General features: G+C 71.7%; 11 protein-coding genes. 7 read left to right on the top strand and 4 right to left on the bottom strand.

Going from position 1 to position 25,071, the window contains the following annotated elements:
- Positions 1–433 precede the first annotated feature (433 nt).
- From ACYQ77_RS11870 to ACYQ77_RS11840, 7 genes are all read left to right on the top strand, one after another.
- A complete protein-coding gene (locus tag ACYQ77_RS11870) occupies positions 434–5,197 on the top strand; it encodes an amino acid adenylation domain-containing protein (RefSeq protein WP_459710317.1) in 4,764 nt (1,587 codons plus the stop codon).
- A complete protein-coding gene (locus tag ACYQ77_RS11865; protein ID WP_459710316.1) occupies positions 5,194–6,429 on the top strand; it encodes a cytochrome P450 in 1,236 nt (411 codons plus the stop codon). Before ACYQ77_RS11870 ends, ACYQ77_RS11865 begins: the two co-directional genes overlap by 4 nt.
- A gap of 8 nt (positions 6,430–6,437) precedes the next feature.
- Positions 6,438–7,250: a DUF5829 family protein gene (locus tag ACYQ77_RS11860; protein ID WP_459710314.1), complete on the top strand. Its 813-nt coding sequence runs from the start codon at positions 6,438–6,440 to the stop codon at positions 7,248–7,250.
- A complete protein-coding gene (locus ACYQ77_RS11855; RefSeq protein WP_459710312.1) occupies positions 7,250–11,416 on the top strand; it encodes a MupA/Atu3671 family FMN-dependent luciferase-like monooxygenase in 4,167 nt (1,388 codons plus the stop codon). Before ACYQ77_RS11860 ends, ACYQ77_RS11855 begins: the two co-directional genes overlap by 1 nt.
- A complete protein-coding gene (locus ACYQ77_RS11850; protein WP_459710311.1) occupies positions 11,409–15,431 on the top strand; it encodes a type I polyketide synthase in 4,023 nt (1,340 codons plus the stop codon). Before ACYQ77_RS11855 ends, ACYQ77_RS11850 begins: the two co-directional genes overlap by 8 nt.
- Positions 15,431–16,714: an MFS transporter gene (locus ACYQ77_RS11845; RefSeq protein WP_459710309.1), complete on the top strand. Its 1,284-nt coding sequence runs from the start codon at positions 15,431–15,433 to the stop codon at positions 16,712–16,714. The genes ACYQ77_RS11850 and ACYQ77_RS11845 overlap by 1 nt, the downstream gene beginning before the upstream one ends.
- Before the next feature lie 99 nt (positions 16,715–16,813).
- Positions 16,814–17,548 carry a DUF2306 domain-containing protein gene (locus tag ACYQ77_RS11840; RefSeq protein WP_459710307.1) on the top strand — a complete coding sequence of 245 codons (735 nt, stop codon included), beginning with the start codon at positions 16,814–16,816 and terminating at the stop codon, positions 17,546–17,548.
- 166 nt (positions 17,549–17,714) lie between these two features.
- On the opposite strand, the gene ACYQ77_RS11835 is transcribed toward ACYQ77_RS11840, so the two are convergent.
- The 4 genes from ACYQ77_RS11835 to ACYQ77_RS11820 form a co-directional block, all read right to left on the bottom strand.
- A complete protein-coding gene (locus ACYQ77_RS11835; protein WP_459710306.1) occupies positions 17,715–18,752 on the bottom strand; it encodes a chitinase in 1,038 nt (345 codons plus the stop codon).
- Between the two features lie 11 nt (positions 18,753–18,763).
- The gene (locus ACYQ77_RS11830; RefSeq protein WP_459710304.1) at positions 18,764–21,016 is read right to left on the bottom strand and encodes a glycosyl hydrolase family 18 protein; all 2,253 of its coding nucleotides are present in this window, start codon (positions 21,014–21,016) and stop codon (positions 18,764–18,766) included.
- 230 nt (positions 21,017–21,246) lie between these two features.
- Entirely contained in the window at positions 21,247–21,771 is a 525-nt protein-coding gene (locus ACYQ77_RS11825; RefSeq protein ID WP_459710302.1) for an Asp23/Gls24 family envelope stress response protein, read from the bottom strand.
- A 153-nt stretch (positions 21,772–21,924) separates the two neighbouring features.
- The gene (locus tag ACYQ77_RS11820; protein WP_459710300.1) at positions 21,925–25,026 is read right to left on the bottom strand and encodes an N-6 DNA methylase; all 3,102 of its coding nucleotides are present in this window, start codon (positions 25,024–25,026) and stop codon (positions 21,925–21,927) included.
- Between the last annotated feature and the right edge of the window lie 45 nt (positions 25,027–25,071).

The raw sequence follows: 25,071 nt of genomic DNA, 5'->3' as shown, positions 1-25,071 counted from the left end.
GAATCGGGTGGCCTTACTGCATGTGAGGGATTCCGGGAATCCTCGTCGCCGCCCCCCGCTTTGCCCCCGAATGGAGGATTGCCCGGGCACTCCGTCCTACTAGGTTGAGTTGTGGCGCCCGAAATCGGCGGGTGTGTGGGGGGCTCGTTATCCCGGAGGTGCAGACGACTTTATTTGTCGTGCGCGATTTCGGGATTCTTGTGTCGCGGAGGCCTGGAGCGGCCGCGCTGCCTGCTGCGTTGTCGCAGGCAGGCGCGTGCTCCGGAAATGACAGGGACGGCGGCGGGATGGTTTCGGCTGTGATGTGCGGTGGCTCGGGCGCGTTCGGGAAAATGGGCACCGGAACGGTGTCAGCGGTGTTTTCACGAGAACTCGGGCTGCTTCTCCAGCGGAATACCCGGCGGGCACGCGCGGGCGCGGGAGGGAACGGCCGATGATCCGCTTGTTGCCCGCGGCCGTCGACGGGTGGGCGGCGCGGGAGCCCGAGCGGCTCGCGGTGGTCGATGACGGTCCCGGTCCCGGGCTGACCTACGGTGTGCTCGGCCACCGGGCCGCGCAGCTCGCCGGACTGCTCACGTCCGCCGGGGTGGGCGCCGAGACCGTGGTCGGCGTGGCCATGCACCGGGGCGCGGCGCTGCCGGTGGCGGTGGTCGCGGTGCTGCGGGCAGGCGGCTGCCACCTCCCGGTGGACGTCGACGATCCCCGTTCGGCCGAGTTCCTCGCGGAGGCCGGTGCCTCGCTCGTGCTGACCCAGCCCCACCTCGCCGAACGGGTGCGCGCGATCACCGGTCAGCCGGTGCTCGAGGTGGACGACCGGCTGACCGCGCTCGACGGGCTGCCTGTGGCGGGCTCCGTGGCCGTGCGGCCGGAGCAGGCCGCGTACGTGCTGTTCACCTCCGGCTCGTCCGGCAGGCCGAAGGGGGTGGTCGTCGAGCACCGGGCGATCGCCAACCAGGTCGCGTGGAGCCAGGACGATCACCACCTGACGGCCGGCGACCGGATGTTGCACCACACGGCCACGACCTTCGACGTGTCGATCTCCGAGCTGCTCTGGACCCTCGCCGTGGGCGCGACCGTCGTGCTCGCGGCCCCCGGCGGCCACAAGGACGCCGACTACCTCGTCGCGGTCATGGCGCGGCAGCGGGTCACGGTGGTCCAGCTGGTGCCGTCGATGCTGGCCGTGCTGGTCGACCACGAGTCGTTCGCCGACCTGCCCGCGCTGCGGCTGGTGATCTCCGGCGGCGAGGCGCTCGACCCCGTGCTGGCCGACCGGTTCTTCGCCCGCCACCCGCGGTGCGAGCTGGCCAACCGCTACGGGCCGACCGAGACCGCGGTCGACGTGCTCGCCTGGATGTGCCGGCCCGGCGGCGACGTGCCCATCGGGCACCCCGGCCCGGGCACCACGGCCCACGTGCTCGACGACCGGCTCGCGCCGGTGCCGCCGGGCACGCCCGGGGAGCTGTGCGTCGGCGGCGTCCAGCTCGCCCGCGGCTACCTCGGCGCACCGGCGCTGACCGCGGAACGGTTCGTCCCGAACCCGTTCACGCCGGGGGAGCGGCTCTACCGCACCGGCGACCTCGTGCGCGAACGGCCGGACGGCGCGCTGAGCTACCTCGGCCGGGTCGACCAGCAGGTGAAGCTGCGCGGCCTGCGGGTCGAGCCGTCGGAGGTCGAGGCGGCACTGCTCGGTCACCCCGATGTCGGGGTCGCCGCGGTGGTTCCCGTGACGCGGGCGGGGGAGACCCGCCTGGCCGCCTACGTCGTGCCCCGCGCGGGCACCGAGCCGTCGGCGGCGGCACTGCGCGCACACCTGGCGGCGCGCGTGCCCGAGCACCTGGTGCCCGCCTACCTGACGACCCTGCCCGAGCTGCCCCGCCTGCCCAGCGGCAAGGTCGACCGGGCGGCGCTGCCCGAACCCGCCACCGCTGCCACACCCACGGGTGACGGGTTGCACGGCCTGGTCGCCGAGCTGCTCGGCGCCGAGGTCGGCGAGCACGAGGACTTCTTCGCCGCGGGTGGGCACAGCCTGCTCGCGACCCGCCTCGTCGGCCTCGCACGGACCCGGCTCGGGCTGCGGTTCACCGTCACCGACGTGTTCGAGCGGCGCACGGTCGCCGGGCTCCTCGCGGTCGCCGAGCGGGACGACCGCCCCGCTCCCGAGCCGCCGGTGCGCGTGCCGAGGGACCGGCCGCTGCCGGTGGGGCTCGTGCAGGAACGGGTGTGGTTCCTCCAGAAACTCGTACCCGGCTCCGCCGCCTACCAGTACCAGTTCGGCATCCGCTGGCGCGGCGACCTCGACGTCCCACGGCTGGCCGCGGCGCTGACGGCCATCGTGCGCCGCCACGAGATCCTGCGCACCACCTTCACCGAGATCGACGGCGAACTCCGGCAGGTGATCCACCCGCCGTTCCCGGTCGAACTGCCGGTGGTCGAGCACGCCCCGGCGGGCGAGATCGACGCGTTCGTCCGGGACCGCCTCGACCCCGGCGAGCTGCCGCTGGTGCGCTGGCGGCTGTACCGGCTCGATGACGGTGACCACCTGCTCGTCCAGGTCGAACACCACTTCGTGCACGACGGCTGGAGCCTCGGCGTGTTCCTGCGCGAGCTGACCCAGCACTACCGCGGCGAGGTCCTGCCCGAGCTGCCCCTGCAGTTCGCGGACATCGCGGCCTGGCAGCGGCGCAGGCACGCGGCCGGGCACCACGCGCAGGACGTCGCCTACTTCGTCGAGCGGCTCCGCGGCGCACCGCCGCTGCTGGAGCTGCCGCTGGACCGCCCGCGCCCGCCGCGTCCCACCCACGCGGGCGACGCGTGCTCGGTGCCGCTCGACGGCCCGCTGTTCCACGCGCTGCGTGACCTGGCGGTGCGGCACGGCGCCACGCCGTTCATGGTCATGCTCGCCGCGTTCGAGGTCCTGCTCCACCGGTACACCGCCGCGACCGACATGGTCGTCGCCACCGGTGTCGCGGGCCGCACGCCGGAGACCGAGCCGCTGATCGGCATGTTCGTCAACACCGTGGCGCTGCGGCTGGACGCGTCCGGCGACCCGAGCTTCACGGTGCTGCTCGACCGGGTCCGCCGGGTCACCGAGGACGCGTACGCCCACCAGGACGCGCCGTTCGGTGACGTGGTCGCGGCGTTGCGGCTGGACCGGGACCTGAGCGTGAACCCGTTGAGCCAGGTGCTGTTCAGCTTCCACGACGCCGCGATGCCCGACCTCGTCCTGCCCGGTGTGCGTGGCGAGCTGGTCGACTTCGCCAACCGGACCGCGAAGGCCGACCTCAACGTGATCGTGGTGGCCCGCCCCGAACAGCGGGTCGGCCTGCACGACGTCGCCGGACAGGACGCCTACCTGTGGTGGGAGTTCAGCACCGACGTCGTCGACCGCGCCACCGTGGAGCGCATGGCCGGGCACTACGTCGCGCTGCTGCGCGCGATCGTCGCCACCCCGGACGCCGCCATCGGCGACCTACCGCTCGAAGCCGGGTCCCCGGCCCGCGCGGTGCCCGCGGTGACCGATCCCGGCCCGCCGGTCGCCGAGCTGGTCGCCCGGCACGCCACCACCCGGCCGGACGCGGTCGCGGTGTCCGGGCCCGCGGGCGAGACCCTGACGTTCGCGGAGCTGGCGGCCGCGGTGACCGCCACGGCGGCGGCGCTGGTGGCCGAGGGCGTCCGCGCCGACACCCCGGTCGCGGTCGCCCTGCACCGCACCCCGGACTGGATCGTCGCGCTGCTCGCCGTCCTGCGGGCCGGTGGCGCGTTCGTCCCGCTCGACCCGGCACAGCCCGCCGCCCGGCGGGAACGCATCCTCGCCGACAGCGGCGCGACCGTCGGGATCACCGTCGACGCTCCACTCGGGACGGACGTGCGGTGGCTGCGGCCCGGCGCACGCGCGGCCGCCGCGTTGCCCGAGGTGGCGCCGGAACAGCTCGCCTACGTGCTCTACACGTCCGGCTCCACCGGCGAGCCGCGTGGCGTGGCCGTCACCCACCGCGGGCTCGCCAACCTCGTGCGCTGGCACCGCCGGGCCTACGACCTCGGGCCGGGCGAGCGGGTGAGCCACCTGGCGGGGCTCGGTTTCGACGCGATCGTCGAGGAGATCTTCCCGGCGCTCGCGGCCGGTGCGACCGTCCACTTGGCACCGGACGAGGCGCGGGCCACCGCGCCCGCGGTCCGCGACTGGCTGTGCGCGCAGGGCATCACCGTCGCGTTCGTGGCGACGCCCGTCGCGGAGCTGCTGTTCGGCCTCGACTGGCCGGCCGGCTACGCGCTGCGCCACCTGATGACCGGCGGCGACCGGCTCACCCGCCGCCCGCCGGCCGGGTTGCCGTTCACGGTCACCAACCAGTACGGCCCGACCGAGAACACCGTCGTCGCCACCGCGGGACCGGTGTCGCCGGACGGTGCGGGGCTGCCGGACATCGGCACCGCCATCGACGGTGTGGGGACGCTGGTGCTCGACGCCCGCCTGCGGCCCGTGCCCGCCGGTGTCCCCGGCGAGCTGTGCCTCACCGGCGAGAGCCTCGCCCGCGGCTACCACGGGCGGCCGGACGCGACGCGTGCCGCGTTCACCACCGTCGACGGCGTACGGGTGTACCGCACCGGCGACCGCGTCCGGCAGCGCCAGGACGGCACGCTGGAGTTCCTCGGCCGCCTGGACGACCAGGTGAAGGTGCGCGGGGTGCGCATCGAGCCCGCCGAGGTCGAGGCCGCGCTGGTCGCCCACCCGGCGGTGCGCGCGGCCGCGGTGCTCGTGCACCCGGACCGGAAGCGGCTGGTCGGCTACCTCGTGCCGGCCGCCGGGCCGGTCGACACCCGCGCACTCGCCGACGACCTGGGCCGGGTGCTCCCGTCGGTGATGGTGCCCGCGCTGTGGCAGCAGCTGGACCGGCTCCCGCTGACCGCCAACGGCAAGGTGGACCGCGCCGCCCTCCCCGCGCCGGAGGAGGCACCGGCAGGCACCGACGGCCCACCGGACGGTCCGGCCGAGCACCGGGTGGCGTCCGCCTTCCGGGTCGTGCTCGGCGTGCGGGTGGAGTCCCGCGCCGACAACTTCTTCGCGCTCGGCGGCCACTCGCTCAACGCCGTGAAGGTCGTGCACGAGCTGGGTGGCGAGATCACCATCGCCGACGTCTTCACGAAGCCGACCGTGGCCGCGCTGGCCGCCGCGCTGACCCCTGCAGGAGGCCACCGATGACCTCGACCGACCTCGCCCGGTTCGACATGGGCGCCGACGTGCTCAAGACCGATCCCTACCCGACCTACGCCCGCTACCGCGCGGCCGACCCCGTCCACTGGGGACACACGAGCCTCGCCGGGTACGCCGGCGCCTGGTACCTGTTCCGGCACGCCGACGCGATCGCGGTGCTGCGCGACCCGCGCTTCGGCAAGGAACGCAAGACGGTCACGTTCGCGGAGTCCACTGAGGACGCTCCGGCCGTGCCCGAGGCGGCACGCACGTTCTTCGACACCTCGGGGTTGTGGATCGTGCACCGCGACCCGCCCGACCACACCCGGCTGCGCAAGCTGCTCCAGCCGTACTTCACCGCCTCCGCCGTCGCGGCGCTGCGCCCGCGGGTCGCCGAGATCGCGCACGAGCTGCTCGACGGGCTCGCCGAGCGGGGCAGCGCGGACCTCATCGCGGAGCTGGCCTACCCGCTGCCGGTCCGGGTGATCACGGAGATCCTCGGGCTACCCGACGAGGGCAGCGCGCTGCTCGTCGAGTGCTCCCGCGACTGGCAGGCCGTGGACGTGCTCACCAGCGACGAGACCTGGCGCCGGGCGGGTGCGTCGATCGACCGCGCCGCCGGGTACCTGACGGGCCTGGTCGGCGAGCGGCGCAGGAACCCGGGCGAGGACGTCATCTCCGCGATGATCGCGGGGAACGACAACGGGATCCTCGACGACGAGGAACTGGTCGCGAACATCATGTTCCTGTTCGTCGCCGGCGCGGGGTTCCAGACCACCACCGGGCTGATCGGCAGCGCGCTGCACCTGTTGCTCACCAACCCCGGCCAGCGCGCCCTGCTGACCGCGAACTGGGACCTCGCGCCCGGCGCGGTCCAGGAGGCGCTGCGCTACGAGCCACCCGTGCAGGCCACCAACCGGATCGCGCACGAGGACGTCGAGGTGGCCGGGCGGCACATCGCCGAGGGCGACTCGGTGCTCGTGATGTTCGCCGCCGCCAACCGCGACCCCGAGGTGTTCGCCGACCCGGAGCGGTTCGACATCACCCGGCCGCAGCGGGCCAACCACTCGTTCGGTGTCGGCGTCCACTACTGCCTCGGCGGACCGCTCGCACAGCTGGAGGGCGAGGTCGCGGTGCGGGCCGTGTTCGAACGCTTCCCGGACCTGACCGCCGACGGCACGCCCGAGTGGAACCCCATGGTGTCCCTGCGGGTGCTGCGCGCGCTGCCGGTCCGAGCCTGAGGAGAGCCATGCCCACGACAACGCTGACCGCGCACCTCGACCACGTGATCGTGATGCTCGACCCGGACGCCTACCGCGACGTGCTGGCGTCCGCCCTCCTCCCGGGGTTCAGCCGGTTCTCGGTCAAGGAGTCCGAGAGTTCGCTCGCCGGCCGCTACTCGTGTGCCACGGTGGTGGGGCACAGCACGATGGTCGAGCTGTTCGACGTGACCGCTCCGCCCCTGCCCGACGTCACCGGGGGACTGGTGCTGTCGTTCGAGGAACCCGGTTCGTCGGCCGCCGCGCGCGACGCGCTCACCGCCGCCGGGGTCCCGTTCACCTACGAGCTGGTCGAGCGGCAGGTGGAGGGCGAGTCCGGGATGCGCCCGTGGTACCACCTGATCCGGCCGGAACTGGGGCCGGACAACCCGTTCCTGCTGATGGTCGCGGAGGTGACCACCGAGTACTACGCGCACATCGGCGCGGTGTCCGAGGACGGGTCGCTCAGCCGCGCGGGCTACCTCGACGCCCAGCTGGGCGGCGCGCCGCCGCCGGACCTGCCGATGGGTGACGTCACCGCGATCGCGCTGCGGCTGCGTGCCGACCTGGCCGACCGGCTGGCCAGGACGCTCACCGCGCTGGGCTGGGAGCAGACCGCCGCCGACGAGCTGGTGGGCCCCGGCGTGTCGATCCGGCTGGCACGCGGGGAACCCAGCGGTGTCACCCGGGTGCGCGTCTCGGCCTCCGAAGTGGACAGTGCGACGGAGTCCTACGGCGGCAGCTCGGTGCTGGACGTGCGCGGCGGCGAGGCCGACTGGCACTTCACCCCGGCAGGCGCCTGATGTCCACGCCGACCCACCCGTTGTCCTACCCGCAGCGCAGACTGTGGTTCCTCGAACAGCTCCAGCCCGGCCTCCCGGTGTACAACGTGCCGCTGGGCTACCGCATCCGCGGTCCGCTGAACGTCGCGGCGTTGCGTGCCGCGCTGTCCGCGCTCGTCGACCGGCACGAGGTCCTGCGCACCGCCTACCGGGTCGTCGCCGGGGAGCCGCGCCAGCTCGTCCTGCCACCGCGTGCGGTGGCCCTGCCCGTGGTGTCCGACGGGGACGCCGCGGCGCTGGCGCGGGAGCCGTTCGACCTCGCCGAGGGTGAGGTGTTCCGCGCGGCGCTGGTGCGGCACGGGCCGGAGGACCACCGGCTGTTGCTGAACCTGCACCACATCGCGTGCGACGCCGCGACCGTGGGGGTGCTGTGCCGGGACCTGTCCGCGCTCTACGCGGGCACCCCGCTGCCGCCCCTGCCCGCCCGCTACACCGACTTCGCCGCGGCGCAGGTCGCGCGGCCGGTGGCCGAGGAAACCCTGCGGTACTGGCGGGAACGCCTGGGCGGCGCCACACCGTCCGGTCTCCCCGCCGACCTGCCGAGACCGACCGTGCAGACCTTCCGCGGCGGGCAGGTGACGGTGCCGCTCCCACCGGACGCCGTCGCGGCGCTCGCCGCGCTGGCCCGGTGGGAAGGCACGACGTTGTTCACCGCGCTGCTCGCGGTGTTCGGCGTCCTGGTGGCCCGCTGCTCCGGCGAGGACGACGTGGTGGTGGGTGTGCCGGTCGCCGTGCGGGACCGGCCGGAGTACACGGGGCTGGCCGGGTTCTTCGCCAACACCCTGGTGCTGCGGCTCGACCTGAGTGGCAGGCCGACGTTCACCGAGCTGCTGCGGCGGTGCTGGGCGGAGGTCGCCGCGGGGATCACCCATGCCGACCTGCCGTTCGAGCGGCTCGTGGAGGAGCTGCACCCCGACCGCGACCTCGCGCACAACCCCGTGTTCGGCGTGCTGTTCAGCCTGCGGGACGAGGACGAGGTGGCACTCGTGCTGCCCGGCTGCGCGGTCACCGAGGAGCACGAGGACACCGACACGGCCAAGTTCGACCTCACGCTGAGCCTGACCAGGACCGGCGACGAGATCTCGGCGCGGCTGGAGTACTGCACCGACCTGTACCGGCCGGACACCGCGGAGCGTGTGGCCGCCCGGTTCCGGACGCTGCTCGGCTCCGTCGCCGCGCACCAGGACATCCCCGTCGCCGAGCTGGACCTGCTGCCACCGGACGAGCGCGAGCTGCTCGCCTCGTGGTCCCGCGGGCCGGAGCTGTCCGATGTGGAGGATCTGACCGACCTCGTGGCCCGGCACGCGGCCGCGGCGCCGGACGAGCCCGCGCTGCTCGCGGGCGACCGCACGATGACCCGCGGTGAACTGCTCGCCGCCGCCGACGCGGTCGCCGCTCGCCTCCACGCGGACGGGATCGGCCGGGACACGGTCGTGGGCGTGTACCTGGACCGCACGCCGGAGCTGCTCGTCGCGATCCTCGGCGTGCTGCGGGCCGGGGCCGCGTACCTGCCGCTCGACCCGGCCTACCCGGATGAGCGGCTCGCGTTCATGGTGCGCGACTCCGGCTGCCCGCTGGTGCTGACGCGTCGCGGCCTCGCCCGGCGAGCACGCGCGCTGCCCGCGCCGGTGCTGGCGGTCGACGACCTGCCCGCGGGCACCGCTCCGTCCCCGGTGGCCGATCCCGGCCGGCTCGCGTACGTCATCTACACCTCCGGTTCCACCGGCAGACCGAAGGGCGTGCAGGTCACCCACCGGAACCTGGGCGCGTTCGGCGCGGGCGTGGACCGACTGCTCGGCACCGAGCCCGGGGTGTGGCTCGCGCTGACGAGTTTCTCCTTCGACATCTCCGTCCTGGAGCTGCTGTGGACGCTGGCCCGCGGCTACCGGGTGGTGCTGCAGGCCGACCGGCCCGCCGCCGGCGCGCCCGGGAAGGTGCCCGAGTTCAGCCTGTTCTACTTCGGCAACGAGTCGGCGGGGGACGGACCGCGTTACCGGCTGCTGATGGAGGGCGCGCGCTTCGCCGACCGCACCGGCTTCACCGCGGTGTGGACGCCCGAACGGCACTTCCACTCCTTCGGCGGGCTCTACCCCAACCCGTCGGTCACCGGCGCCGCGGTCGCCGCGATCACCGAGCGGGTGGCGGTCCGCGCCGGTTCGGTGGTGGCGCCGCTGCACGACCCGCTGCGGGTGGCCGAGGAGTGGTCGGTGGTCGACCACCTCTCCGGCGGCCGCGTCGGCATCTCCTTCGCGTCCGGCTGGCACGCACGTGACTTCGCGCTCGCCCCGGACCGCTACGACGACCGCAGGTCCGCGATGCTGCGCGCGATCGAGGAGGTCCGGGCGCTGTGGCGGGGCGAACCGGTCCACCGCAGGAGCGGCACCGGCGAGGACGTCGAGCTGCGCGTGTACCCGCGCCCGCTGCAGCGGTCGCTGCCGGTGTGGCTCACCAGCGCCAAGTCGCCGGAGACGTTCCGGACCGCGGGTGAGATCGGCGCCGGGCTGCTGACCCACCTCCTCGGCCACGACGTCGACCAGCTCGCCGAGAAGATCGCGCTGTACCGGCGTTCCTGGCGCGGCGAGGGCGAACCGCACGTCACCGTCATGCTGCACACCTTCCTCGGCGAGGACCGCGACGCGGTGCGCGCACGGGTCCGCGGCCCCCTCTCGGCGTACCTGCGGACCTCGATCGACCTGCTGTCCAACCTCGGTGGGCTCGACCGCGACATCGCGACGCTGCCCGACGACGAGCTGACCGCGCTGGTGGACCGCGCGTTCGACCGGTTCTTCAGCCACGCCGCCCTGCTCGGCACCCCCGAGGACGCGGTCGCCGTGGTCGAACGGCTCGCCGCGGCGGACGTGGACGAGGTGGCCTGCCTCGTCGACTTCGGCGTCGACGAGGACGCCGTGCTCGCCTCGCTGCCCCTGATCGCCGAGCTGCGTGACCTCGCCGAGGCGCGGCACCGGGCGGGCGCGGCGTGGCGGCCCGAGGCGGCCGTCATCCGCGAGCACGGCGTCACGCACCTGCAGTGCACACCGTCGCTCGCGCGGGCGCTCACCGACGACCCCGGCGCGGCGGCCGCGCTGGCGACGGTCGGCACGCTGCTGGTCGGCGGGGAGGCGTTGCCGCAGGACCTCGCCGCGCGGCTCGCCACGCACCCGGGACCGGTGCACAACATGTACGGCCCGACCGAGGCCACGATCTGGGCCACGTCGGCGCCGGTCGACGGCACGGACGTGCGCATCGGCAGGCCGCTCGCCGGGGTGCGCGCCCACGTCGTCGACCGCGAGCTGCGGCCGGCGCCGATCGGGGTGCCGGGGGAGCTGCTGCTCGGCGGGCCGGGCGTGGCCGCCGGGTACCTCGGCAGGCCGGCCCGCACCGCCGAACGGTTCATCACCGGCCCGGACGGCGACCGCGTCTACCGCACCGGTGACCTGGTGCGGTGGGGACCGGACGGCACGCTCGAGTTCCTCGGCCGCCTCGACCACCAGGTGAAACTGCGCGGCCACCGGATCGAGCTCGGCGAGATCGAGGCGCTGCTCGCCGAGCACGCCGGCGTCGGCCAGGCCGTCGCGGCCGTCCGCGGCGAGGGCGCCGCGGCGACGCTGGCCGCCTGGTACACCGGCACCGCCGACCCCCACGCCCTGCGTGCGCACCTCGCCGACCGGCTGCCGGACTACATGGTGCCCGCCCGCCTCACCGTCCTGGACAGGCTTCCGTTGACCCCCAACGGAAAGCTCGACCGGGCCGCGCTGCCCGACGGCGACACGCCGGTGCGGGCGGTGTTCCGGCCCGCGGACAGCGGGCTCGCCCGCACCATCGCCGACGTCTGGCGCACCGTGCTGCGGCTGGACCGGGTGGGACTGGACGACAACTTCTTCGACCTGGGCGGCAACTCGTTGCTGCTGCTCGGTGTCCGCACCGAGCTGCTCGACCGGCTGCCCGCCCCGGTGTCGCTGGTGGACATGTTCCGGTACCCGACGATCGGCACGCTCGCCGCCGCGCTGGAGCGCACCGGCCCCGCCACGGCCGACGCCGCGAGCAAGGCCGCGGAGCTGGCCGGGCGGCGCCGCGCCGGGCTCGCCCGGCACGCCAGGGCGCGGCAGGGCGGGAGAGCGCATGACTGACGAGATCGAGCCGATCGCCGTCGTCGGCATCGCGGGCAGGCTGCCCGGGGCGCGGGACCTCGACGAGTTCTGGCGCAACCAGTGCGCGGGCGTGGAGTCGGTCACCTGGTTCGACCCGGCCGAACTCGCCGACCCGGCCGCCACCGACCCGGACTACGTGCCCGCCTCGGCCGTCGTGCCGGACGCGGACCGGTTCGACGCCGAGTTCTTCGGCTACAGCCCACGAGAAGCCGACATCACCGACCCGCAGCACCGGATGTTCCTCGAGATCGCGTGGGAGGCGTTCGAGGACGCCGGGCACGCGCCGGGCGGGTTCGGCGGGCCGGTCGGGGTGTTCGCGGGCTGCTTCATGAACAAGTACCTGCCGCTGAACCTGTACGCCGACGCGGCGTTCATGCGCTCGCCGCACGCGCCGCTCGCGCGGACGTTCAACGACAAGGACTTCCTCGCCACCCGCGTGTCGTACCTGCTGGACCTGCGCGGGCCCGCGCTGTCGGTGCAGACGGCGTGCTCGACCGGCCTGGTCGCCGTGCACCTGGCCTGCCAGTCGCTGTGGGCGTACGAGAGCGACGCGGCGCTCGCGGGCGGGGTCTGCCTGAACATCCCGCTGCACACCGGATACCTCTCCGACGGTGCCGGGATGTTCGCCCCGGACGGGCACTGCCGCCCGTTCGACGCGCGGGCGCGGGGCACCGTGCCCGGTTACGGCGGCGCCGCGGTGGTGCTGCGCAGGCTGTCCGACGCGGTCGCCGACCGGGACACGATCCGCGCGGTCATCCGCGGTTCCGCCATCAACAACGACGGCTCCGGCAAGGTCAGCTTCACCGCGCCGAGCGTCGACGCGCAGGCCGAGGTGGTCGCCACCGCGCAGGCGGTCGCGGGCGTCGACGCCCGCGCGGTCGGTTACGTCGAGGCGCACGGCACCGGCACCTCGGTCGGGGACCCGATCGAGGTCGCCGCGCTGACGCAGGCGTTCCGCGCCGCGGGCGAACGGGACCGGACCGGCTGGTGCGCGCTCGGGTCGGTCAAGGCCAACATCGGCCACCTCGACGCGGCGGCCGGGGTCGCGGGGCTGATCCGCGCGACGCTCGCGGTGCAGCACGGCGTCATCCCGCCCGTCGCGGGGTTCACGAGCCCCAACCCCGAGCTGAAGCTCGAGGACAGCCCGTTCCACGTGCCTGCCGCCGCCACACCGTGGGCCTCGCCGCGGGTCGCCGGTGTCACCTCGCTCGGCGTCGGCGGCACCAACGCGCACGCCGTGCTCGGCGAGGCGCCGCCACCGCCGGCCCCCGGCCCGGCACGCGAGTGGCAGCTGCTGACGGTGTCGGCCCGCGACCGCCGCGCGCTCGACCAGGCCTGCGAGCGGCTCGCGGACCGGGTGACCGACGCCGGCACGCGGCTCGCGGACGTCGCCTACACGCTGCAGGCCGGCAGGCACGCGTTCGACGTGCGCCGGTTCGCGGTGTGCCGCACCCCGGCCGAGGCGGCGGCAGCACTGCGCGACCACCGCGCGCTGCCCACCGCGACCGCCCCGGACCACCGCTCCGACGTGGTGTTCCTGTTCCCGGGCGGCGGCAGCCAGTACCCGGACATGGGGCTCGAGCTGTACCGCGGCGAGGCGGGGTTCCGCCGCGACGTGGACGAGTGCGCCGACCTGGTGCGCGGCAGGCTGGGCGTGGACCTGCGCGCGTTCCTGTTCCCGTCGCTCTTCCCGCCGGACGGGATCGACCCGGACGACGTGCGGCTGGTGCTCGCCGGCATCCTGACCGTCGAGCTGGCACTGGCCCGGCTGTGGCTGTCCTGGGGCGTGCGGCCGAGCGGGATGGTCGGGCACAGCCTCGGCGAGTACGCGGCGGCCTGCGTCGCCGGGGTGTTCTCCACGGCCGACGCGCTGGACCTCGCCGTCACCCGCGGCGAGATCTTCGGGCGGGCGCCGACCGGGCGGATGCTCGCGGTCGGCCTGTCCGAGGACGAGGTGCTGCCGCTGCTCGGCGACGACCTCTCGCTGGCGGCGCTGAACGCGCCACGGCTCAGCCTGGTCTCCGGGGAGGGCGCGGCCGTCGAGGACCTGGCCGCCACGCTCACCGCGGCCGGGGTGGAGCACCGGCGGATCAACATCGCGCTGGCGAGCCACTCCCACCTGGTCGAGCCGTACCTCGCGGAGTTCACCGCCGAGATGGCCCGCTACGAGCTGCGGGAGCCGACGATCCCGTTCACGTCCGGCGTGACCGGCACGTGGATCACCCCGGCGGACGCCACCGACCCGGCCTACTGGGCGCGGCACCTGCGGCAGCCGATCCGCTTCGCCTCGGCGGTCCGCGAGGCCGCCGCCGTGCCCGGCCGCGTGTTCCTGGAGGTCGGCCCCGGCAACACGCTGACGTCGCTCGTCGGCGCGCAGCGGCTCGCGCCGTTGCCGGTCGCGGTCGCGTCGATGCGCCACCCGCGCGACCCGGGGTCGGACGTGGCGCACCTGCTCGGCGCCGTCGGCCGGCTGTGGCAGGCGGGGTGCGCACCGGACTGGGCAGCGGTGCACGGAGACGCGGTGCCCCGCCGGGTGCCGCTGCCCACCTACCCGTTCCAGGGCCGCAGGCACTGGATCCCCGCGGACCCCGAGGCGGACGCCCCCGCGCCCGTGGCGGCCGAACCGTTGACGCCCCGGGAGCTGGTCGTCCGCGACACCTGGGCCGAGGTGCTCGGCGTCGCGGAGCTCGGGCCCGGCGCCGACTTCTTCGCCGTGGGCGGCAACTCGTTCGCGCTCTCCGAGATGGTCAAGCGGCTGCGCACGGCGGCCGGGGTGCCGCTCACCCCGGGCGACGTGTACCGGGCGTCCACCATCGCCCAGCTGGCCGAGCTGATCGAGGCCCGCGCGACCGGTGGCGTCTACGTCGCGCCCGCCGTCGACCTGGCCGCCGAACCCGAGCTGGCGGCGGACATCACCGCGGCAGGCCTGCCACCCGCCCGCCCCGGTCCACTTCGGACGGTGCTGCTCACGGGCGCGACCGGGTTCGTCGGCCCGTTCCTGGCCGCCGAGCTGGCCGCCCGCACCGGCGCGCGGATCCGGTGCCTCGTCCGCGCCGAGTCCGCGGCCGACGGGCGGGAGCGGCTGGCCGCGCGGTTCGCCGAGTACGGTCTCGCGGTGGACCCCGACCGGTACGACGCCGTGCCCGGCGACCTGGCCCGGCCGCTGCTCGGGGTCGCACCCGGCGAGTTCGACGCGCTCGCCGACGAGGTCGACGCGATCTACCACTGCGGTGCGTGGGTGAACTTCGCCCGGCCGTACCACACGCTCAAGCCGGCGAACGTGGGCGGCACGCAGGAGGTCCTGCGCCTCGCGACCCGGCACCGGGTCACGCCCGTGCACCACGTGTCGACGCTCGCCGTCCTCGCCGGCGCGTTCACGGGCGGCGCGGCGGAGGTGTTCGAGGACGCCCCGCTGCCGCCACCGACCGGGCACGATACCGGCTACAGCGAGAGCAAGTGGGTCGCGGAGGGGGTCGTGGCGCTCGCCCGCGAACGCGGGATCCCGGTGTCGGTGTACCGGCCCGGCGTCGTGCTCCCGGACTCCCGGACGGGGGTGGCGAACAGCGAGGACTACGTGCTCAAGATGATCACCGGGTGCGTGCGGCTGGGACTCGCGCCGCTGCGGGACTACCCGCTGTCGGTCGCGCCGGTCGACGCCGTGGCCGCCGCGGTGGTCGCGCTGTCGCTCGGTCCACCCGGGACGTTCCACCTCGTCGATCCCGAGCCGTTGCCGTGGAACGCGCTGTTCGACCGGGTCCGCGCGGCCGGGTACGACGTGCGGAGCGTGCCGTACGACGAGTGGCACGCCGCGCTCGCCGCCAACGCGCAGGGCAACCCGCTCGAACCGCTGGTCGACGACCTCGCCGGTCCCGCGGACCGCACGATGTCCCGTGTGGACACCCGCAACGCGGGCCCCTACCGGGGCGTGCCGGTCGACGACGGCTACGTGGCCACCACGATGCGCTACCTCGCCCGCCGCGGTTGGTTGCCCTGATGGTGTTCCTGGTCCTGTGGTTCAGCCAGGCCGTGTCGGTCGTCGGCACCGGGCTGACCACGTTCGCGCTCGGTGTCTGGGTGTACCAGGAGACCGGGTCGGTGACGCAGTTCGCGCTGATGTCGGTGCTGTCGAGCGCCCCGCTGGTGTTCCTGTCGCCGCTCGCGGGCACGCTCGTGGACCGGTGGGACCGGCGGTACACGATGCTGGCGGCCGACCTCGTCACCGCGGCCGCGGTGGCCGGACTGTACGCGCTGCACGTGACGGGCGGGCTGGCGATCTGGCACGTGTACGTGGCGAGCGCCGTCGCCGCGCTGGCGGGTGCGTTCCACTGGCCGGCCTACGCCGCGGCGAGCACCCTGATGGTGCCCAAGCACCACCTCACTCGCGCGGCGGGGATGGCGGAACTGGCCCGCGCGGCCTCGGTGGCGATCTCACCGTTGCTCGGCGGTGCGCTGGTGGTCGGGGCGGGCCTCGGCCCGGTGCTGCTGGTGGACTGCGCGACGTTCGCGTTCGCCGCCGCGTGCCTGCTGGGGATGCGCGTGCCCAACCCGGCGCCGCGGCCACACGGGTCGCTGCTCGCGGACGTGCGCGTGGGATGGCGGTACCTGTCCGAACGCCCGGGCCTGCTCCGGCTGCTGACCCAGTTCGCGATGATGAACCTGTTGTGTTCGTTCGTGCCGGTGCTGGTCGTGCCGCTGGTGCTGTCCCTGACCACACCGGACCACCTCGGCCTGACCGTTTCCCTCGCCACCGCCGGTTTCCTGGCCGGGGGAGTGCTGATGACCGCGTGGGGCGGTCCGGCACGGCGGGTGCGCGCGATCGTGTTGTGCGGCATGGGAATCGGCTGCGCCCTGCTCGCGGCGGGTGCCCGGCCGTCGGTGGTGCTCACCGTGGCGGGCCTGTTCGCGTTCCACTTCCTCGTGCCGGTGGTGAACGCCTGCAGTCAGGCCATCTGGCAGCTCAAGATCCCGCCGGAACTGCAGGGCCGCGCGTTCGCCATCCGCCGGATGCTGGCGCAGGCGAGCACGCCGGTCGGTTACCTGTTGGCGGGCCCGCTCGCCGACCACGTGTTCATCCCCCTCCTCCGCGCGGATGGCGCACTGTCCACCACCGCGGGCGCCGTCGTCGGCGTCGGCCCACAGCGGGGTCTCGGTCTGCTGTTCGTCGTGCTGGGCGTGGCCTGCGTGGCGGGCAACCTGATCGCCCTGCGCTCGCGCAGCCTGATGTCGGTGGAACACGACCTCCCGGACGCCGTGCGCCCGGCACTGCAGTCGACATAACCGTCGAGTGCGGGGAAATCGCATTCCGAGAGTTGTCACTCCGCGTGCCACGCGCGACCCTGAGATCGCGGCTTTCTTCTTCGCATTTGATGGGGAAGTATGACGATCCACAGAAATGACGACACGACAGCCGAACGCGAACTGGTCGACCACCGTCCCCGGTCGCGCTCCGATGCGAGCGAACGGCCCCTGGACACCCGCGCCTGGTGGCGCTCCTGGGCGATACCCCTGTCGGTGGCCGTGGTCGCGTTTCTGGTCTACTACATCTGGCCCGACTACATTTCCTTCGACCCGGCCAAGGCGCAGATCGTGTTGCGCGAGGGATTCGCGCCGCACTACACGATTCTGGTCCTGCACATTGTCTCCGGCACGGTGGCGATAGCGACGTTGTGCCTGCAAATGTGGCCGTGGCTGCGGAAGAGATATCCCGCGATTCACCGGGTGAGCGGCCAGGTCTACGTTTTCGCCGGGGTGGTGCCGACGACCCTTCTGATCTTTGCCCTGCTCGGGGTCGCCAGTGTCTGGAACGCCAGCACCCTGGGCGCTGTGCTGCTGTCCACCCTGTGGCTGTCCACGACGCTCCTCGGGTTCCGCACCGGTCGTCAGCGCAGGTACCCCGAACACCGCCGGTGGATGATCCGCAGCTTCGCACTGGGCATCGCCATCCTGTGGACCCGGCCGACGTTCACCGTGGCGTTCGCGGTTCCCGGGTGGGCCGGGGATCTCGCAGTGCTGCAGACAGTGGTCGGCTGGGCGCCCTGGCTGCTGAACCTCGCGATCGCGGAGTGGTGGTTGTACCGGACCGCCCGCAGGCCCGAAGCTCTGCGCGCCTGACCACCGGGACGGCAGTACCGCACCTGTCACACCGACCAACGACCTCGGTTGCGGTAGGACGGTCGGTAGCGTGCGGGCAGAAGGGTGCTCAGGTCGGTCGTCACAAACCGATCGTGAACACCCTTCGCCCGTCTTCAGCCACGGCCTCGACGTACGCACTGCTCGTCTAGCGGCCCTGCAAGGACTTGACGTTGTCGCCGAAGGTCCAGTTTCGGGAACCGTCCCAGTTGATCGACCACGTCATCAGGCCCTTGAGCGCGCCGCCGACGCTGTTCCATGCCTGGGCGGTGAGCGAGGGGGACATGTAGCCGCCGCCCGCGCCCGGTTGTGCCGGCAGGCCGGGGACCTGCTTGTCGTACGGTACGCGGATCGTCGTGCCCTGGACGACCAGGCCGCGGTTGAGGCAGTTCGTCTGCTCGGTGAAGCCGCGCACCGTCCCGGCCTCGTAGGAGTCGCCTGCGCAACCGTACATACTTCCGTTGTAGTACTGCATGTTCAGCCACCAGAGGCGGCCGTTGTCCGCGTACTTCTTGATTATCGGCAGGTACGCGCCCCAGATCGAGCCGTACACGACACTGCCGCCGGTGACGTACGCGGTCTCCGGCGCCATGGTCAGGCCGAAGTTCGACGGCATCTGGGCCAGCACCCCGTCGATGATGCGGATGAGGTTGGCCTGCGACGTCGACAGGGTGCCGATGTTCCCGCTGCCGACGAGGCCCGTCTCGATGTCGATGTCGATGCCGTCGAAGTTGTACGTCCGCAGGATCGGCACGATCGTCGCGACGAAGCGGTTCGCCACGGCCGTGTTGGACAGGTCGATGCCGGCCGCGGCGCCGCCGATCGACATCAGGATCGTCGCCCCGTTCGCCTTGGCCTGGCACATCTCGGCCGGGGTCGCGACCTTGACGGTCGAGTCCATCCCGTCCTCCCACAGGACCGTGCCGTCCGAGCGGATCACGGGGAACGCCGCGTTGATCACGTTGTAGCCGTGCTGCCGGATCCGGCTGTCGGTGATGGGAATCCAGCCGAGCGGCGGGTGCACCCCGTTCGCCGCGCCGTCCCAGTTCTCCCAGTAGCCCTGCAGCACCTTCCCGGCCGGTTTGGACTTCACGGCGCACACCTCGGCCGCCGTGGCGGTCGCCGGGGCGACCGCCACGGGAGCCGCCAGCAGCACCGCCGCCAGCACCACACTGAGCACACGCATGTCCGCCTCCTTCACCGAAGCCCGGCATCCGTCGCCGACATGAGCGTGCCGGTGTCACCCGACATCTCCCACACCATCGCGCCGAGCAGTCCCTGTGCCTTGATCCAGGCCGTCTTCCGTTGAATCGACCACACGTCGTCGAAGGTCCACCACTGCCCGCCGTTGCCGGTGTGGCAGTAGGAGGCAATGGCGGCCTCATCGTGGTACACCACGCAGTTCGGCACCGAGGCGACGAGGTTGGCGTACCCCCGCGTGCCTGCCTCCTCCGCGAACTGACCGGGCGCGGCACCGGTGGCCTGCTGCCACTCACCGTGCTTCCCGCCGTCGGCGACGCCCTGCCAGCCACGACCGTAGAACGCCAGCCCGACCGTCAGTTTCCGTGGACTGACACCGGCGTCGAGGTAGACCTGCACGCTGCTCTCGACGCTGAACCTGGTGCTGTACGGGTCGTCGACGTCCGCGTGGAGGTTGCCCTGGTGCCCGGTCCGGTTGGGCTCCCAGGAGTTGTCGCTGCCGCTGCCGTGGAAGTCGTAGCCCTGCACGTTGAAGATGTCGAGGTGCTGCGCGACCGGCCCGAGCTCCCAGCCCGCGGCGATCTTCGCCGGGTCGGCCGGGGTGAACGCGGTGAGCTGGTACCGCTTGCCCTGCGCGGCGCCCAGCGCGTCGAGCTGCCTGCGGAACTCGGCGATCAGCAGCGTGTTGTTCGCCTTGTCGGCGGCGCGCACGTGGTTTCCCGCGTGGCCCTCCGCACCCGGCCACTCCCAGTCGAGGTCGATGCCGTCGAAGATGCCCGCCGCGCTGCCGGGACCGCCCGCTCCGTTGTAGACCGGCAGGTTTCCCTTGATGTAGATGTCGAGGCACGAGCTGACGAACTTCTTGCGCGCGGCGTCGGTGGCGGCCACGTCGGAGAAGTACTTGGAGTACGTCCACCCGCCCAGCGAGATCAGGACCTTCAGGTGCGGGTACTTCGCCTTGAGCTTCTTGAGCTGGTTGAAGTTCCCGCGCAACTTCTCCCAGCCGGTGTCGGCGACGCCGTCGACGGACTGGGCCGCGCTCATCGGCCTGCCGTAGTCGGCGTCCGCGTCACCCGCACCGTCGCCCTGGTTGGGGTCCTGCGGGTTCTGCGAGGTGCCTTTCGTGACGCCTTGCAGACACGTCAGGTTGACCGGGTCGATGTTGCCGAAGGCGTAGTTGATGTGGGTGAGCTTCGCCGCGGCGCCGTTCGTGTCGAGGTTGCGCACGAAGAACTGGCGGCCGTAGATCCCCCACTGGACGAAGTAGCCGACCTTCGCGTACCCGGCGACGATGTCAGCGGTGCGGGCCGTCACCGTGTTGCTCGCGGGGGAGGTGTTGTCGTAACCGTCCCGCGCGCGGACCAGGAAGGTGTAGGACGTGGCGGGCGACAGTCCCGCGATCCGCGCCGTGGTACCGGTGACGGTCGTGGCGAGTACGCCACCGCGGTACACGTCGTAGGCGACCACACCGGTGTTGTCGGTGGCCGCGTTCCACGCCAGGGCCACGCTGTCCGAGTCACTTCCGGTGGTCCGCAGGTTGCCCGGCGCCGATGGGGGCTGGGTGTCGTCAGCCGGGTTGTTGGTGCGCGCCGTGATCGGCGCCGTCGGTGCCGACGCGAGGCCGTTGGTATCCCTGGCGACGACGGTGAAGCTGTAGGCGGTGTTCGGGCTGAGGCCGGTCACGGTGGCCGTCGTGCCGGTGACCGAGGCGGCCACGGAACCACCCTGCAGCACGTCGTAGCCCGCGACCGGCAGCGAGCCGGGGGTGGCAGCGTTCCAGGCCAACGAGATCGTCCTGGTGGTCGTCACCGTGACGCGAAGCCCGCCGGGCGTGCTCGGTGTGGTGTCGGCCGAGCCGTCGCAGTTGGCGCCCGCGATCCGGCAAGCCGTGGGGGTCGCGGGCGAGGTGAGCCGGAAGGTCGGGTTGTACGGATAGGTGCTCCGGCCCGGCTGCAGCGTCGCGATGTAGTACGCGGGCGTGAGCGTCACCTCGGTGCCCGTCTGCGTGACGGTGCCGTGCTCGCCGGTGGACGCGGTCACGCCCGCGGGCAACCGGAAGGTGATGGACCAGTTGGCGACAGCCGCCGAACTGGAGTTCGTGACCTGGTACGAGCCGGTGGAACCGGTTGCGGAGAAGGTCGCGGTGAGCGGGCCCGCGGCCGCCGCGGCCGGACCGACCGCGACGGAAACCGATGCCACCACGAGGAAGGAGAGGACGGAACTGAGTAGCCGCAGCATGGTGCGCCCCATGGCTGGTCCTTTGCAGGGTAAGGAGGTCCAGACCATTGACGTTAACCGTCACGCCAGAAGAGGTCTAGACCACGCACCATCTGGGTCGATCCAGGAACGTCGCGCCGGGAACCACGTCGATCTGCCCGGGCGGGAAAGTTCCGCTCGGGCAGATCGAGGTGCTGCCGCCGCTACTCGCCAGCGCCCGCGGTGTTCGAGCGCCGGAGGGCCGCCACTGCTGCCGGCTCTTGTCAGTAGGCGTCGTCGGTCTCGGCGTCGGTGTCGGTCTCGGTGTCGGTGTCGGGGACGTGGATGTCGCCCACGTGGATGTCCACGGACGCGACGTCGAGGCCGAGGCCCTCTTCCACGGCGTCGATCACGTCGGTCCGGATGTGCTTCGCCAGCGCCGTGACCGCCTGGCCGTACTCGACCACCAGCGAGATCCGGATCATGGCGACGCGGCCGTCGACGGCGACCTCGCTGTCCTCGTCGTCGAGGCGGTGCACGCCGTCCACCTCGCCGGCGACCATGGTCACGACCTTCGAGACGACCGCGTCGCTGACGGTGGTGTTGCCGCGCGTCGCCGCTTCGGGACGCACGTCGGCCGTGGCGGACTGCGCGGTCTCGTCCGCGTCGGCCTCGTCCGGCGTGCCGTCCGCGTCGGCGGGTTCCTGGGTGAGCGCGTCCGCCGGCTCGACGTCGATCGTGCTGGTGCCACCGGCTTCCCGGTGGTCGTTCCCGGCGTGGCCGAGCACGCTGTTCATGAGATCGGACATGGTGGGGCGGTCCCCTTTCGGAGCAGAACTTCGGTATGGCCGGGGGCATCCTTGCCCCCGCCCATGGACCAGCTCTGCATCGAAGATGGATCGGCGACGACGTGGATCAACATCCACCCCAGCCAGCAGACCCAGGATCACCTTGCCACGGCTCTAGGTGATGAGACCGCGTACCAGCCGGTCGATCTCGGTGGCCGTACTGTGACCGGCCAGGAATTCGCGGATTCGTCGACGCAGGGTGACGAAGCTCGCGTCGGGCAGCGGCCGCGCCGCGATCTCTTCGGTGAGCTCAGCGCCAAGCTGGGCGAGACGGCGGTGCGCGGCGTTGCTGGGGTCGTACCGCGGTATCGGCAGACGCCACAGGTGCTTGTCTATGTCTCGCTCATCCTTACCGTAGGACATCAGCGGCCGCACCAGTTCTGTGACCGCGGGTGTGTTGAGCACGCTGCAGAGGTAGTGGCCTTCGTCGCGGTTGGTTACAGCGGCCCAATACAGCTTGTGATCAATGATGGCGAGATTGTTCTGCACCAGGGCAGCGGCAACGTGCATGCCGGCCTTGCTGTACACGACGCGGAACCTCGCCGGTGGCAATTGATTTGTCAGTTTCTGTCGGAAGTCGAGTTGTTGCTTCAGGGTGAAGCGCTTACTGCTCCGGTGCTTCTCCCACGTCTCTTCGGCCTGTCGCCACCACTCCGATAGGCCGGGATAGTAGTCAATACGTGGATCAGCACTGTCGGCCACAGTGTCATCGATGATTGGCAGCACCGCCTCACGAGCGTCGAGGACTCGGAAAGGCACGATGTTCTCACCGAGCAGTACAGGCCGGACAAACTCAGCCTCCACGGCTCCTTCGAGCCGCCGGAGATCCTTCCAGGGTGGCTTCTCGTAGCTGCTCGACGCCGAGCGTACGACCTGTTGGCCTCCGCCAAGCCCGAGTGGGCCAGCTGAGCCGCCTTCCACTAAAAACAACACACGGGGTACGATCGTAGCTCCTTGCGAGAATCTTGTCGCATAGTGCGATCGCCTTGCATTGTCTTCCCCGCGTACGAGGCGACCGTCAGTGCGCTTGACGAACTTGCTGACCGCATCCCAAGAGCCACCACTTGCCGGCAGGACGCCAGACCAGCACTGTGCGATCTGCGGGATCGGCTTTCGTCTGGTGTAGCCAGTGCGGTGACCAAACACCACGCAACTTCCCCGTGGAAAGAAATGAGGACGCAACCGTCGAAGATCCCATGGCTTGGTGAATGCTACCGCCGTTGGCTCAACCGGGTCCGCGTAGTAGCCGGTGCGGAACCCGCCGTAGTAGTCACGATCAAGTGCGGCATTCGGCATCACGAACCCAAACATGCCGTCATCTTTTAGATATTGCTGGATAGCACGCGCGACAAAGAGTGCTGACAGGTCTTGATGTGTTGCGACCTGCCTGCCATGCCACAATCCGCGTTCCTTCGACAGTTGCTGGAATAGTGCCTGCATTTCTGCCGGCATGTGACGGTATGCCAGCCAAGGGGGATTTCCGAGCACAATGTCGACGCGGTTGTCCTGCATTGCGAGCCAGACCGGTCGGGCAAGGTTCCGGATGTAGTAGTTCCAGATGTGATTGCGGTCCTCATCGTGAAGCCGGCACATCACCGCGAAGGTCTGGGAGATCACCGGCTGGTCCTCGGGTGCGACGGCAAGTCGCCGAAAGAGGGCTGCGAGGGATGGCACTGTGCCGGGGTCGCGTGGCTTGGCCGCCAGGCTCGCCAGCCCAGATACCAACCGGTCGAATTGCGCTGCGTCAGCGAGCAGCTTTTCCGGGAAGCGCAGCACATCCTCGTACAGGGACTCGCCGTGGCCTGCGCTGATCTTCAAGTGGTCCTCGGTGAATAAGTCCAGGCGCTCCCGCCACTGCATACTGTCGCCGAGATATACGGGAATCGTCACCGCGCCTCGGCTCGGCGTGACAAGGCGCTCGTGCCCGATAGCCAGCAGATAGGTCACGCGAGCCAGCGCGACCGCGACCGGATGTAGGTCGATGCCGATCACTTGGGAGGACAGGTTGGCCAGTGCCTGCGCCAGCGGCAGGCCCTCGCGCTCAGCCTCTTCGAGGTATCGCCGCACTGCGTGGAACAGAAACGTCCCAGAGCCACACGCGGGGTCGAGTACGCGCTGCTTGAGCGGTTGGCGCACACAGGTGTCCACGACGTGTTCGGCAAGCCAGTCGGGTGTGTAGTACTCGCCCATCCGCTTGCGCGTTTCACGGCCGATGATGGACTCGTACAGCACCTTGAGAACGTCGTGCTCGACCTTGGACCAGTCGAACCTGGCTATCCGGCGCGCCAGACCGCGTATGAACGGGGCACCTCCTGGGACCTCAATTGTCCAATCGAAGAAGTCCGGCTCGACGACTCCCAGGATCTGGGCGCGCTCGAAACGTTGGCCACTGAGGATGGTGGCCGGTTCCAGATCGAGCACGTCGAGTCCCGCGACCAGGTGGGCGATCACGTCCGCCGTGTTCATCAAGAGCGTGTGTTCGATGAACAAGCTGTCGTCGTCGATGAACTGCGTGCCGAGTGCGCTGCGTAGTAATTGTGCCCAAAGTTGCCGCTTTACGGCGACGGTCGGGTTGTCAGCGTGTTCCCTGTAGAGGACTGCGAGGGCTGCGTGGTCGACGGCATGGGAGGTGCTGTCCGCACCCAGGCGGCGACCGATTTCGGTCGGCGTCGGCGTCACGCCTCGGCCGGTTGCCAGCACGCCCTCAAGCCAGAAGAACAGGGCCATCGCGTTCGGTCGAGCGGCGGCCACCTTGTGTCGAGTAATCTGGACCAGACGATCGGATACGAGGTGATAGGCCCGCCATTCGGCACCATCGGTCAAAACCCCAAGATAGTGCTGCCCAGTGCGCTCCATCCTCGTCTGGACATATCCGGTCAACTGGACGACGGCGTTCTTCAGCGTGCCGGGGCGCCCGAGGCTCTTCTTGACTTCGATCACCACGCAACCGAGCTCGACGTCGATACGCCTTCCATCGCCGACCGGTGCTTCAAGATCGACGGTAAGATCTTCGTCTGTCAGACCGAAGTCGGCAGTCAGCAGCAGTTGTCTGATGTCCGCCTGGAGCGTCGCTTCGCTCCGAGCGCGGTCCTGGCGAGCGATTCGGCGTAGAAGTTCGGTGAGCTGTGGCGGAACCAGATCCTCGTCGCGGCGCCTCGGGTAATGCCGTATGGCTGGCTGCGTCGTGGCACCGCGCGAGCGATCCGAGTTGACCATACTTACGAGTGTGGAATGCCGCCGATCCCGCGCACATCCGTCAAA

The sequence above is a fragment of the Actinophytocola sp. KF-1 genome (genome assembly GCF_054661535.1).
The sequence above is the reverse complement of the archived record's forward strand: the minus strand, read 5'-3'. Positions and strand labels throughout refer to the sequence as shown.